This window comes from Edaphobacter bradus (assembly GCF_025685645.1).
GTDB classification, from domain to species: domain Bacteria; phylum Acidobacteriota; class Terriglobia; order Terriglobales; family Acidobacteriaceae; genus Edaphobacter; species Edaphobacter bradus.
Map to the genome: position 1 here is coordinate 242217 of NZ_JAGSYF010000002.1, position 14507 is coordinate 256723.

General features: G+C 53.5%; 6 protein-coding genes. 1 reads left to right on the forward strand and 5 read right to left on the reverse strand.

The window, feature by feature from the left end:
• Positions 1-138 precede the first annotated feature (138 nt).
• The 5 genes from OHL16_RS07225 to OHL16_RS07245 form a co-directional block, all read right to left on the reverse strand.
• Complete coding sequence (locus tag OHL16_RS07225; RefSeq protein WP_263366441.1) at positions 139-3807, reverse strand: TonB-dependent receptor; 3669 nt, start codon at positions 3805-3807, stop codon at positions 139-141.
• A gap of 433 nt (positions 3808-4240) precedes the next feature.
• Positions 4241-7063 carry a hypothetical protein gene (locus OHL16_RS07230; protein ID WP_263366442.1) on the reverse strand — a complete coding sequence of 941 codons (2823 nt, stop codon included), beginning with the start codon at positions 7061-7063 and terminating at the stop codon, positions 4241-4243.
• A 327-nt stretch (positions 7064-7390) separates the two neighbouring features.
• A complete protein-coding gene (locus OHL16_RS07235; RefSeq protein ID WP_263366443.1) occupies positions 7391-9622 on the reverse strand; it encodes a DUF6259 domain-containing protein in 2232 nt (743 codons plus the stop codon).
• A 50-nt stretch (positions 9623-9672) separates the two neighbouring features.
• Positions 9673-11778, reverse strand: coding sequence for a DUF5054 domain-containing protein (locus OHL16_RS07240; protein ID WP_263366444.1), 2106 nt, complete (start codon positions 11776-11778; stop codon positions 9673-9675).
• Between the two features lie 67 nt (positions 11779-11845).
• A complete protein-coding gene (locus OHL16_RS07245) occupies positions 11846-13000 on the reverse strand; it encodes a M24 family metallopeptidase (protein WP_263366445.1) in 1155 nt (384 codons plus the stop codon).
• A gap of 216 nt (positions 13001-13216) precedes the next feature.
• On the opposite strand from OHL16_RS07245, the gene OHL16_RS07250 reads away from it, so the two are divergent.
• The gene (locus OHL16_RS07250; RefSeq protein WP_263366446.1) at positions 13217-14449 is read left to right on the forward strand and encodes an MFS transporter; all 1233 of its coding nucleotides are present in this window, start codon (positions 13217-13219) and stop codon (positions 14447-14449) included.
• The last annotated feature ends 58 nt before the right edge of the window (positions 14450-14507 follow it).

Consider the following 14507-nt stretch of genomic DNA (forward strand, 5'->3'; position numbering starts at 1 on the left):
TCAATGGAATTATGGGAGTGAGGCGCGCATGTGACGCAAACAATGAGACACAACTTCCGCTGTCGCACCTGGAGAGGACGAGTCAACCCTGGGGAGTTGTTTGACTTCCCAGGGTCTCTTTACAGAAAGCTTAGACCTTCAGAAGTAGAGCTTCAATGCCAATTGCCCCAGTCTTGGATTGCTACGAAGTGAGGTGATTGAGCTAAACGCCGTGAGGTTCGTGAAGTTTAATTGACCAGGTTGCCCAAATTGCGCCCGGTTGAACAGATTGAAGGCTTCGGCGCGGAATTCTACGATTGTTTGATCCGACACCTTGAATTGTTTGAAGAAAGATGCGTCCACATTGCTGAGAGTTGGTCCACGTACCTGTTGTGGTTTTCCGCCGAGAACTGAATAATCCGTCTGACCGATCGCAGTTGCAGCAGGTGGCTGAGTAAATGCGCTTGGGTTCAGCCATTGAGTACGGTTGTGCGGTCCGGCGTAGGGATTCTGACCAGGTACCAAATTTGCATTGCAGCCAAAATCCGAGCTGGTCGCGAGTGGGCAGCCGACATTGAATGGCTGGCCGCTTTGATAGATGTAGATAAAGTTGAGATGCCAACCGCTGACAAACGCATTCGCCACGTTGTTCGCATTGCTCAGGAACTTGCTCCCCTTCCCGATCGGCAATGCGTATTGTCCAGACAAGTGGAAAGCATGGGTTGCATCAGAGGGGCAGAGAGAATAATCAGGCTTGATTCCGAAACCGGTCAGCCATTGGGCCCTGAATCCGCCTGACAGCGGTCCTTTACCAGCGTCATTGGACATACACTTGCCATACGTGTAGTTCGCCAGCACACCGAGCCCATCGTCGAACTGGTGTGTATACACAGTCTGTAACGACTGATAGCTGCTTTTGGCATTTGTAGCAAAATACTGTGAACCGCCAGCAAGGGTCGGGAGCGGTCTATAGTTCGTCTGGTTTACGCTGGTCGGCAAGATTTGCGAAGGAGCGTTATGCTGGCCGATCGTATCAAGGTGTCTGCCCAGTGACCCTACATATCCAGCCTGAATCGAATCATGCTTGGTGAACTGGTACTGAACATTCAGGTTGAGACTCTGGATGTAGGGGGTTTGGTAGTTATACTGCTTGCCGCTGAGGCTCAGGTTTTTGCCATTGATCAAAGTTGAATCCTGCAGATTGATCGTGCCAAATGTATTTTCAATGGTAGCAGTCTGATTGTTGGAAAGCGTGACCGGGACAAGCGACGTCGTGTTAGGCGAGTTGAGTGTGTACTGGAACGGGTAGTTCGTCCCCAGAGTTCCGCCGTATCCGACCGAGTCAAACGCACCATACGCGATACCGTATCCCGCACGTACGGCAAGGTTGGGGAACAGTCGATATGCGATTCCAAGGCGCGGAGCAAAATTGGTCGTCTGCGCGTTGTACACCGTGTCCCCAGAGAGGCACTTGATCTGAATGTTGTAACTCGCTAGCAATGAGTTGAACCCTGCAGAGCGCGGTACATTGCATCCGTCCTTAGCAATATAGTAAGTGCCCGTGGACCCGTTGCCGCCGTCCATGATGAAGTTGGCTTGTCGTCCGTTGGACTCGTTGAAGGGAGAGAAGTAGTCCCAGCGGAGGCCTAGATTCAGTGTCAGAGTAGGGGTGGCCTTCCACGAATCCTGCGCAAAGATGCCAGTATAGTACGAGGAATAATTTGTGCCTGCGTAATTCGAACCGTTGTAGCTGCTGAGACCTCCCAGATTGTCGTATGCCGTAATCCCTGGCAGCCCGCTCACCGTGGAAACGGTTGGGATGAGTTCCATATCCGCGATGCCAGTCAGCCCTGTGGTTAGATTCGGAATGTCTGTGTACTGCCCGCTGAAGGTAAAGTTCCCTCGGCTGTACGCTGGCTGGACGATGTGTCCGATGATGCGCTCAAGCTGAAACCCAACCTTTAGCTCATGGTTTCCGTGGATCTTGGTCACATTATCGGAGTACTCATACGCACCAGTTGTTTGAATTGTCGGACTGAACCGGCGGCCTCCAAATGCACTGAATCCACCTACATTGAAGGTAGGCAGTCCACCGTTGTTGGGAATCTGCGGTATTCCCTGGATGCCATACTGCTCAGGTAAGCCCATCGCGTCAGCAGTGGGCAGGATCCGCGTGTTGTAGTTGTGATCAATTCCAAAGCGCGCTTCGTTGATAAAGGTGGGGGAAAATGCATGTGTGTAGCTCAAGGCGAGTACATATACGGGCTGAGTCGTCGCAAATGCGATCTGCAGCGCTCCGCCCGCAGCACCAGCAAACGGCTGGGCCGACGTAACATTTTGCGTGCTTCGGCTAAAGACCCCAAAGACCGAGTCTCTCGCGCTGAAGGTGTGATCGATTCGTATATCGTACTGATTGGTGATTGAGTGCTGCAAAGGAGCGACGAAATAGTTATTCGTAATGCCATTCGAAGTTGGAGCCGGAAGCAACTGAAGCAACTTGACCACGTTGGGATCGATTCGGGAAGTAGGAATGATGTTGAGCTGCGATGTAGCGCCAACGAAGTTGGTGGTTCCTACCAAGCTTCCGGTGTAGAACGGATCACGGACATACACTGTGCCGGTCGTGGTATTGACTAGACCCGTCACCGGATCAATCTTGCCCGATGCGATAGCTCGCGTTGTCGCGGGATCAAGGACTGTTCCATGGGGGAATTTGCGTCCCAACCCGTCGGTCCCCGTTCCACTATTCGCGTTGATCAAATCCTGCAGATTTGTGAAGTTGCTGCTCCTCATCGAAGCGGTCGGAACACTGTCCGTAAAGCTGGTCGACTGCACAAACGGCGTGCGCTGGTAGTCAAAGAAAAAGAATGTCTTGTTTTTCCCGTTATAGAGATGCGGAATGTAGACGGGGCCGCCGAGTGTTCCGCCAAACTGATTCTGGCGATATTCCTGACGCCTCAGATGATGCAAGTTGGAGAAGTAATCGTTGGCGTTGAGCGCCTCGTTCCTGAAGTACTCCCAGACGTCGCCCCGCAGTGAGTTTGTACCGGACTTGACCGCGGCATTCACTACCGCGCCCGCAGAATGGCCGAATTCTGCGCTGTTGTTGCCGTCCTGCAACTTGAATTCCACGATTGCATCTGGAACCGGTGCAACGGTGGTACCTCCAAACACTTCGCCATTGTCATTGATTCCGTTCAACCTGAAGTCTACCTGGCCATTCTCCGCACCATTCGCCAACACAGAGGTTACGTTATTGGGCGATGATCCCGGATTCACATAAGTACCAGCCGCGAGCATCGTCAACGAAAGCCAGTTGCGCCCATTGAGCGGCAAATCATTGACAGCTGCGGAAGAAACGGTCTGACCGAGAGACGCATCCTGCGCCTGCAGCAGTGGTGCCGCCGAAGTGACCGTCACCTGCTGACTTACACTCCCTAGCGTGAGTTGGACATCAGCCGTGATGACGCTTTGGATATGCACTTGCAAGCCATTTGCGATATATGTCCCGAATCCGCGCGCTTCAACGCGCAATGTATAGGTACCGGGCAGGACTGCTTCGAAAACGTAGGTTCCCGAAGAAGAGGCTCTCGCCTTCTCCGATATGCCTGTCGCCTCATTTGTCAGCGTGAGTTGTGCCCCTGCTACTACAGCGCCGGACGGGTCTCTTACAGTACCTGCCACACCGCCCCTGTCAATTTGCGCGGCCAGTTGCAGTGAAAAGCCGAAGAAGATCACACACATCAAAAACAGCATGAAATATTTGCTTTTCTTGAACGGGGATCCCGGTTGAAACGATGTGTCGACGACTACTTTCGTTTGATGCATGTGTGCTGCCTCCAAAGCGAGCTATGGATTTACGGTTGCTTCTTTCCTGGGGCGCTGCTCGGCGGAAACTATATGCATGCGATATCGGATTGTCAAGAGAACGGTCTCTGAAATCTAATTGCCCGCGAAAATGGAGCGCCTTGGAGGCGACTCAATTCACATACAAGCTCTTGTTATAGGGAGATTTTTTCTCGCGAGATAGCACGAAAAGTGATCTCGAAACCTCGATTTTTTAAGGCTAGGGATGTTGACGCGAGAGACCGGTCATTCATAAAACTCCGACTCAATCCGTCCGACTTTTTTGCGGTCAAGAAGCTATCCTGCTGCCGGGACGAGCCGTCGGCTTTCCTTGGCAATTCTGGCGTAAGCGGTGTCATTTCGCAAAAGTTGATACCGGCCAGCCTCGGATCTGACAGTTCGTCGTCATGGGTGCTTATGGCTGACCAGTAAAGAAGGTCAGTCCGCTGGTGGCGCTTCCGAAGTCGGCCCAATTCGTCCAACTACCACTAATCGATGCTTGCCAGTTCGTATAGATATCGCTTGGGCTGTTCTTCCCGATTGCGAAGACTTGCAGCCGGCCATCATTGGTATTTCCCACCATCAGGTGTGGATCGAATCCCCCGGCAGGAACATTGCCAGTGATGGTGACCCAATTGCTGTTCCAAGTACCACTGCTGGTGATCCACATGTGATAGACGTTGGCGTCGCTTCCTACTCCAAACAGTTCGAATCGTCCGTTTGCGTTTTGGCCAGCAACAAAGCCAGGCTTGATAGCCGAGGATGGAATCGGCAGCTCGGTCCAACTGGTTTGCCATCCTCCACTGGGGCTCGATTGCCAGTTACTCCACACATTGCCGTTGGAGTCCAACGCAAACAGGTAGAGATCTCCCGCCACATTCCTGGCAAGTTGCAGCCATCCATTGAGTGTCTGGCCGGAATTCGCAGCGATTTCTCCCCAACTGGACCAACCGTTACTCAGAGTCTGCCAAATATGGTAGACATTTCCGCCGCTCACGCCGAACACTTCCAGCCGCCCATTGAGGTTCTCACCAACAACGTAACCGTTCCCAATGGTTTGGCCATTGAGTTTGGTCCAGCCAGACCAAGCCACCCCCGGTGCGTTTTCGGTGTTGTAGTACAGATTGCCGCTAGAATCCAATCCGAAGACCGTCAGACTCCCATCTGCGTTCCGTCCTGCTTTCAAATGACTGAGACCAGTCGGACTACCCATGTCAGTCCATGAGCTACTCCAAGCACCCCCTGGTGTCTGCTGCCGGCTGTAAAAGACATCTGTGCTGGTCGGGATGAAGACCTGAAGTGTATTGTCCAGATTTTTCGCCACTGCAATGTCGCCGGTGGGAGATGCAGTTTTCTGTGCCCCGGAAAGATACTCGGTTACGCTGCTCCAATTCGTCACCGCACTGTTCGGTTCTGTATTCAGGTCAGCGGCCTTCTGCCATTGGTGATAAACATTGCCGCTACTGTCGGTAGTAAACATCTCCAGAGCACCGTTCTGGTTGATCTGGACGGGGCCAACATAATTGCTTGGAGCATGGAAGTGAACAATCACCGCTTGAGCCGGCGGCACAGAAATTACCTCACTGCCTGAGGTCATGGCGGACTGCGCCGTCCAATATCCGGCCCACTGAGTGCCTGAATTAACGATGGAGCCGTTGCCAAGTGATGCCGTTAACTGAGTTGGATCGGACGGAGCACTTGAGTCCCCGTTCCAGAGCGCGATCGAAGAGACGCTGGCTGCGACAAATGGCGCATCGCTCGTCCCAATATTGATTGTCACATTCGCCGTGTCGCCGCTATTGGTTGCATTGGTTTTGTTGATTAACGTGACATAGAGGTCCTGCCCAGATCCAACTGCGTATGTATCCAAGCTTCCGCTGTCGGGCATGTTTGTTTCGAGTGCGGTCACGCCTACTGTGTAGCCGTGGCCTCCCAAATCGAAGGCTTTAATTCCATAGCCTTTCGGAACAATCGTGAAGTTATTGCAAACTCCGCCTGTGCATGCAAAGTTCTGATTTTGCCACCCGGCTCCCCCATATTGCGTAAGGTCCCCGGGAATGATCGTATCGGAAGGAATCCAAGGATTGTTATGGAAGTTCGTTCCGGCAGCATTATTCTCAGCAAACCAATGCATAGCATCCAAAGCCCACAATGCTCCGGTGAACGCATTGCTCGCACCTTGTGTTCCGGTGACGAATTCATTCAGTTCTGTTAAGCGATATGGAACGCTCGTGTTCGTCACGATGGGAGACAGCATATTGTTGTAAAGGTATCCGTAGGGATAGTAAGTGCAGGATCCGCTACCGCAGGGTTCAGTTCCCGTGTTTGTCGTGCCCGTTACCCATGCAGAGGACAGCATATCCGTTGTGGCCTGGTTGGCAGTATTGCAAGTCGTACTGCTATTGCAAGCTCCTCCTCCGGCATAGAAATGCTGGGACGTGTTACTAAAAAATGTCCACGGCGAATTCTTAGCACAGTAGGCAAATCCATAGGCCCAAAATACCCTTCCTGGTGAGCCTCCGCATAACGTTCCGTTGTAAGACCTCACTCCGTTATAAGAACCCGAGTCGGGCCCGGAGAAGGATGCACCCGAACCGCCGTGGTTCGCAATGTAGCCTTGAAAAGGCTCCCAGTAAGTGTTGACATAATTCGAAAGAGTTGCGTTTGCGTCTTCTTCGTTGCCCAAGGCGAAGGAATGGACCCACGGTGAATAGGCCGCAGTTCCCCAGATATAACCCACCATCTGAGCATCGTAGGATTCGTTATTCGTCCCCAGCACTCCCGGGCTGTTATCGATAGGCACCGAGTACATCACCTTCACACCTGCAACTGGCGCGAAACCAAACAGACTGTCGATGTCTTGGTCGGTGGGCTGGTAGAGGTTGACTGTACCCCCGCCGATACGCAAGTTCCTGATGCTCATTTGCTGAAAAAGATTGATCAGTTGTGTGTTGGCAGAAGAAAAAAAGTATCCGGATACTCCAAATTGCCCTGAGCCCATGCTTTGGGTCTCAAAGCTCATTCCGATGAAATCGTTCGGGATGACGTAGCCAGTAGTGATGTTGTTATATGTCGCGTTTACCGTTTGGCTAATGTTGGTCTGAGCGGATCCTGCGCCGGACAGGAAGCAGATCACGGCCCATCCAACCAAGGCCCGCGTTCGAACGACCCGGGCCACCGTATGCACAGCAGAAACGTTAGGCGTTACTCTCTTGCTTCCCAACTGTCTTTTATACATGGAGTTGCCCCTCCCATGACCAAGATTGTTTTGCAATGGGTGCGACGGGAAGCCACTATAAGGTTGCGAGCGATTCTTTGTCAAGATACCGGTCTCACATCTTAACTTAGAGATGGGAAACCATATTATGCCCTTTTATTTCTCACTCCAATCGCGTTGTTAGAGACTAGCGCCATCCGTCTAGAACCCTATTCTGTTTTGGAGTGAGAGATCGGTCTCGCTGCAATTCATCGCGCCAGACTTGACGCCCTCAAACAACAGGACTCTTGAGACCTAGTTTCCACAGGACGGATGTTTTCTCAGTCATTTTGCGCTTTAGCGCGTTTCTCACAGCTCCATCACGACAGCGGCAGAACGGGCTGGAATCGTGACAGTTCCCGACGTCGGTTTGGCATCCGGCTCCTCCGGAGTGGCAATGACCAGCGTGCCCGGGTTCGGCAACTCCACACTGGCAGTATTCATCTTATCGAACTCCTGATTAATGACGACAACCGCACGCTTGCCAGACTCCGTCACGAAGACGGAATAGCGGTGGGCGCCGTCAGAGACGACGTTGGCTCCCAAAGTGTCGCGGAATTCAGCATCCCATAACCACGCTTTATATTTGCATCGCAGGGCATCGATCTTCTGACCATATGCCAGCGTCAATGGAAAATCGCTCAGGTGACCTTTGAAGTTGAAAGGCTCATAACTGATGATGTATCGAAACAGCAAGATCTCATTGAGCTGCTCGCGATCATCAAAGCCATTGACTGCGGCCATGATTGGAGCATGTGGTGCAATATATCGTTCGATTGGCGTCTCGCTTCCCCGAAAGTACGACACCGGATAATACTGGGTCAGCCAGTCCTGCGGCCCTTCCCCTGCGAAGAGAAAATCGGAATTGATCTCGTTCGCGCTAACGCGCAGCTGCCTGGCAAGGGGAATGTCGCCGGAGTAGAGATAACCTGGTGGGGTGTATCCGTGCTCGTCACTAAACGAATATTTCACCTGGCCGTGATAGCACACTTCGTCAAAAAGCCAGCCGGCAGCATTCAAGCGCAGGAGCTTCTGGAATTCCTTCGTGGCGATATCGCGATAAGCAGGAGAACAGAAGTCCATCACCGCAAACGGCCGATTGTTGATCCCCTCCAATTGCGTTGGCGTGTGATAACTGTCGCCGGGGTACACATATTGGAGACCGTAAGGATCAGTGCTCGCATACCGATATAGTTCCTTTTTGTACCACTCGGTGGTCATATCGGCCCACGGAAACTTGCCGAAGAGAATGACCTTCACACCCTTTGCCTGAATCTGAGCGATCGCATCGTACAACTCCTGCCACGTACCCAAGCCTGGATCGGTATCTTGCGAAGGATTGCCCCGGTCCTGGCCGCCAAGGTTCCAGCCAACCAGCTGAATCGCTTTTACTCCATTCTTGACGCACTCGTCGCCGTACTTCACAAGATCTGTGTACGGAATGCGAAATTCCTCTTCCGACGAATTGATCTGCAACTGCTGCCACGAATGTACCTCCAAGGCCCAGGCGGGAATCTGCGGCGGCTTGTACCACGTGTTCCGCCATTGCTTGTAGAGATCAATCCCGGCATGCCAGTCTCCACGGTAGCAACGTAAAACCACGGGGACGAGATTCACGGTTGAATGAGGCCGCGCGAAGATGAAATGAGACGTGCGAAAGTCCAGGTGTACCGGGAGACCGGAGATTTGATCTCCGGATGGAACCCTCTGCACATCGACCGAATGGGCAGCTACGCTCGAAAACGGAGCTAGATTATTGATTACGCCTGGGTGCTGCTCGAACGTGTACTGCAAGAGATACCGGGAACTGGAGTCTTGCATTTCCACATACAGACCCTCATGCCCGGATTGAATGAGACAGAAGAGGCTGTGGCAGGAGTCGAAGGTCTTCGTCGGGAAATCAACACCCCAATAACCCTTCTCATTGGCAAAATGCGGATACACTTCTGCGGATTCGAGATTGTCATACCGCATGATCTTGGCCTCCATTCGCGCATCTCGCGCAGGAGGATCGAGGTCGCCAAGATAGGGATAGTCAATCGTTTCTACATGTAGATCAGAATCGTTGACGAGTGTGCCGTCGAAGGTCAGGGCACCATTCTGCAGCGTTACCATGGCAATGAAGGTGATAGGCAGAACACCACCATGTTCGCTTATCAAGTCCTTCCATTGCAGGCGTACCTGACGATCCGAAAGCCTTTCTACTTTGGAGGCGCGTTGTTTCTGTCCGAGCACGAAATTGTCGCGGCGGGTAGGAAGCGGAGCATGAAGGCGAAAGGAAACACCAAGTTCAGCACGCCTTTGGATCGCCCAAAAGGGCGACTTCCGGTGCAATCGGGTTAGCGCGCCTGTTCTGACATCAAAGGCAGCAAGAAGCGTTTCATCCTCTAACACCACCTCGCCCAATGCAGTGCTTTGTTCAGCATCCAGAACTGCGCCACCTGCCATTACACTCAGAGCAGATAGGCCAGCAAGCTTGTTAAAGGTTCTTCTGTTCATTGAGCGTTCACCCACCGGTTCATGTTCGATCTTCCCCTCCAAGGCTCATCTTCTTTCGGATTCTTGATGATCATTTCGATTGCAGTAAACATTCAACACTTGAGGGTAAATCGGAAACGCATGTCCTCCCCATACCACATGAGGTAGTTCGTCCCCCAAGCATTGTTGAAGAGGTTGCAATGAACGCCTTTGGAAAGATCGGGTTGTGATTTGGAGAAGTTCAAAGGTGATTTTTCGCCGAACGCAAACAATGGTGCGTCCAGCGTTTCAATCGCCAGTACTTCGTTCCCATCCTTGTAACGGAGGCCGGTGTCGACGGCATGCAGATGCCGGCCTCCGGACGGCACCACTTCAAACGGAGAGATCTCCTCGCCTGACTTGTCCATCATCCAGCTCTCCGCTCCTGAAGTAACAGGATTGAAAGTAAGCCAGAGTGCCTCGGGAAGACGGGTCGCTGGCTTTTGAAACCAGGAAAAGTTCAAGCGAATAACCGGCTCGCGCCGCGGCAGGATCAGCTCGAGATACATTTGCTGCGGAAACGCAGCCTTCCCTGATTCCAGCGCTTTCGAATCCCGGACTTCGAGACGTGCTACCAAGCGGTGGCCTTCTGCATCTTCTTTGCATCTGGCCTCAATCAGCGAAGGCATCCGGTTGCGGCTTTCCGCACCAAATCGTTCGATGTTTGGCTTTCCAAAGTCTTTCTTCGCCCAATCGACAGCGCTAATAATGTAGTTCGACATAAAGCGCGCGTAGTCTTGCTGCGAAAGCGTTTGATACGAGAAGAGTGCGAGGGGATAATCCTCTGTGGCCCATTCCCTGCCCGTGGCCTGGTTACGAAGTCGACAGATCGCACCCGTCTGCGCGTCGAGGCGAAGCACGAAATGCTCTGTCTCGAGTTCTTTCCCGACCCATTCTTTTGACGACCGCGACAGTTGCGGCTTCTTCGCGTCGAGATTGCGAAGCGCGGTTCGCGCCTGGGTTTGCAGTGTTTCAGGGAGCGCACTAATTCCATCGAAGAGGTTCTGGCGCTTCTCCTCCCAACTGTGCTTAACAACTTCATAGTTCTTCGTATGAAGCATCCTGGCCAAATCCGCTGGCTCATAGTTGTCGAAGTCAAGCCACGTCTTTGTGTCGGTGCCCCAAGTGTGTTCCGGCACCAGAAGCAAGCGCCGCAAGAGTCCCACATCCGTGGTGTCCCCAATTCGAAACTTCCCGTCGGCGATCCACGCCTGGCGTAGCCTGGCGATTTCGCGATATCTCGCTATTTTCAGTGGATCGCTCGAAATCCCATAGATCCACGTATCACCGATTTCCTGCGTTACCACAGGCAAGTTGGCACGGAACGGTTCGACAGCGTTCGCAATCTCCGTAAGATTTGTGGCAGTGACACGAGCGTTTGGAAACTGCGCTCCGAAGTCGGAATAGATCTTCTCGATCTCTTCCGGTTTGTGCGGCCCGCTGTTGTCCCCTCGGACGACGATTGCGATAGCCAAGTCAGAGTTCGGCACAGTTGCGACGCTTCCGTATCCGTGGTGATACATGACCACTAGTTCCTTACCGCCTACTTCTTTCCAGCGGAATACCGGAGGCACTTCAGCGGGCATGCTCGCTCCGTTTACGCCAATGTCGATGAACTTCACTCCCGAGTCGACGAGGGGGCTAATCAGGCCGCGGGTGTGGCCCGGGACGTCCGTCATTTTGGCTCCGGTAGTCGTACGCCCAAACCGACGATCGAGTGCTCCTGACAATGCTGTGGCGCCTGAGATCATGGAACGGTCCATCAACTCCGTCTGCCAGCTGAAAGGCAAAGCGTGCCACGCGATGTCACCCTTGGAGATGGCCTGCTCCATCCGTTCCCGGTCTCTCGGCGCAGCCTGCTCAAGGTACTCATAGAGCAACCATGATCCGGTGGTCCAAACGTAAGGATGCTTGCCGGTATTGCGCATCTCATCTGCCAACTGGATCGCCCGCGGGAAGAACTCGGTGAAGTAGCGATTGACCACTGCTGCCTGGGTGTTGACGAACCCCGCATCAAAGTGACACTTGAACATCACCAGGACTCGCTTGATCGCCAAGTCAGGCACCGGTGCTGTCGGAGCAGTTTGCAGGGAAAGGGCTTCGTACGGGTCGTACGTAAGGATGCCTCCAAGGGCAGCAACAGACTTCAAGAATTCGCGACGTTTCATGCAGTTTTCCATCTCAGAGCTCATTAAATCCGTGCATTCCAACTGCGTTCAACTCTAACCCCTGACAAGTGGTGTTTCATCAGGCAAGCAGTACGCCCGCAGAACGATATACATTTCCATTGCAACGTGTTTCGACCACAGGGAGACGTGGTGTGCTGGTAAGCACTTCTAACTCCCCATCGCGGAACACGACGGTGTCTTCGACCTTTGCGCCTTGCAGGTTGGGGTTCCATGCCATCAGCTGTGGGTTCAGGACGTGTTCTGTACCTCCTGGCCGTGCAATCCACTCGCGCTCCCAATAGCCGATTGCTCCTCCCTGATGGTGCATCTGCTCTTCGCCGGAGTAGCCTTGCGCCGTGTAGCGTTCGCGGGCCACTTCGAACAGTTCCCCGGCAGTTGCGCCTTCCCGCGTCGCATCCATCAGAGCGGCGTTCACCGCCTCAGCTGCCTCAAACTTCTCCTCCAGTTCTGCGGGCATAGCGCCAAAGTGAACATAGCGAGTGATAGAAGCGACCAAGCCCCAACGCCGGGCGCAAATATTCAACATACCGAATCGATCAAGTACGCCGTCTCGCGCTACAGCGTGCCGGTAGTTACGAATCCGTGCGTCAACGGCTATAAGAAGAACAGACGGCAGAATGCGCTTCGCCAATAGCTGCTGCGCCACTAATGCCTGCATCGTGGCTTCGCTCATTCCGGGATGGAGGAGAAAAAGAGAATTCGTTACAGCGTCTGCTACGTTTTCGCCCAGCCAGCGGTAACGCGCGATTTCCCCCTCAGTCAGCAAGGAACGCAGCCCCTTCATGGAGACGACAGGCAGTCCAAGGGAGGCATCATCTCCACCAAGCCTCCCCTCGCTAACGATCCTTCGAGCAGACTCTGTTGGATTGCTTGCATACCATGGCTCGATCAGCGCCTGGTACCCGAGATCTGCAAACTCTTCCTTGGCAAGTCTCGGTGCTTCGTTGTTTGAGGTCAGATAGTAGGTATCGCCGTTGCGCGTAAAGAGCAGGCTTCCAGGCCCTGTCTCACGAGTCACTGCAACGCGTATCTCAACCACGCCGGCCGTAGCCCAGGCAATGTTTTCGTGACGCGACACGATTAATCCGTCCAGCAAGTGAACCTCGAGAAACTCCTGGATGCGCTGGTGCTTCTGAGCCCGCTCCGTCGCCCGCTCTCTTACCGGAAACAACTCTTTCTCGTTTTCAAGAAAGCTCGGTGACTTGTTCTTCATTTGGGAGATTCTATACGATGCCATCGATGACAATCGATTGACAATTGAATCAGTGCCGCACTATAGTCCCTCCTTAGTTAAGCCTGCACCATCCCTAGCCCTGATGTGGAGTGGCTTCTGCTCATCATAAGAAGTACTGCGGCAACAACCGAACGCGAAGAGGGAGTGTCGAAGGATGACGCAACGGGGGAGATATCCCTTGCGTCGACGCACCCCATGCTATCTCGCCGGAGATGGTGGATTCTCGCTCTCCTCTGCGCGATCACTGCCATTAACTTCATCGATCGACAGACCGTCTCGGTCCTAGCTCCGTTGATCAAACCGATCTTTCATCTCTCCAATGCAGCCTACGGCAGAGTCGTTGCTGCCTTTCAGTTCGGCATGCTGACCGGCGAACTGCCTATGGGTTGGGTCATGGATCGATGGGGTTGCCAGCTAGGATTGATCGCGGCGGTTCTCTGGTGGTCAACCGCCACGGGCTCACAAGCCTTCATGCGATCCGGGCTGCAACTCGGCATCATGCGCTTCTGGATGGGAACTGGCGAGTGCGGGAACTACTCTGGTGGCACGAAAACAGTGTCCCGAATCTTCCCCAAGGGCGAACGAACCCTGGCTCTGGGTATCTTCAACAGCGGGAGTGTGATCGGCGCAGTAGTTGCACCTCCCTTCATCGTCTACCTGGCGCAACGCTATGGGTTTCGTGCCGCATTCCTTGCACCTGCTCTTCTCGGTGTCGTCTGGGCGTTCCTTTGGTGGCTCACGTATCGCGGGCCTTCGGAAGTAACCGCGCAAGACGCTATGCAAACAGTACCTCTTGCTTCTCTCTTCTCTCAGTCATCTACCTGGGCTGTCATGCTCTGCCGTTTTTTTGTCGGCCCGGTCATCCAGTTCTATTGGTACTGGCTCCCCAGCTATCTGTATAGCGTCAGGCACCTCTCGCTCATCCGAGTCGGCGGGTTGTCATGGATTCCATTTTTTCTCGGTGGCGCTGGTGGAGTCGCGGGCGGAATGGCCGCAGGTTGGTTGCACAAGCGAGGGACTAGCACCTACAACGTTCGCCGCAGCACGATGCTTGGCAGCAGTATGTTTTGCTTTGCGAGCTTCCTTGTTCCCTTCTGCCCTAGCATGCCTATCTCACTTCTGATTATCAGCATCGCGATCTTCGGGCATAACTTCCTCTCGGCGAACATGTACGGCGCAATTACAGACCTCTTTCCCGAGAACGCCGTAGGGCGCGCGACTGGTTTGAGCGGAGTTGCTGGCAGCCTAAGCGGGCTCCTCTTCCCTTTGTTGACAGGGGTGCTCGTAGACCGGAGTTCGTATACTCCAGTCTTTATACTTGCCGCAGCCATGCCTCTCATGGGAACAATCTCGTTGTTCCTCCTGGCACAGCGAGATCGTTTCAACGCGCCTCACCAGACGCCCGAATGTATGAAGTATCCTAAGTGAATACGGTGCCAATTACTCCCCGGCTGCGTAGCGGAGGTAGTAATTGCACTCGATTCTC

What these genes read in the sequence shown, in the direction of transcription:
- OHL16_RS07225 (WP_263366441.1), bottom strand. Translation starts at nt 3,807, where the DNA reads ATGCATCAAACGAAAGTAGTCGTCGACACATCGTTTCAACCGGGATCC.
- OHL16_RS07230 (WP_263366442.1), bottom strand. Translation starts at nt 7,063, where the DNA reads ATGTATAAAAGACAGTTGGGAAGCAAGAGAGTAACGCCTAACGTTTCT.
- OHL16_RS07240 (WP_263366444.1), bottom strand. Translation starts at nt 11,778, where the DNA reads ATGGAAAACTGCATGAAACGTCGCGAATTCTTGAAGTCTGTTGCTGCC.
- OHL16_RS07245 (WP_263366445.1), bottom strand. Translation starts at nt 13,000, where the DNA reads ATGAAGAACAAGTCACCGAGCTTTCTTGAAAACGAGAAAGAGTTGTTT.
- OHL16_RS07250 (WP_263366446.1), top strand. Translation starts at nt 13,217, where the DNA reads ATGCTATCTCGCCGGAGATGGTGGATTCTCGCTCTCCTCTGCGCGATC.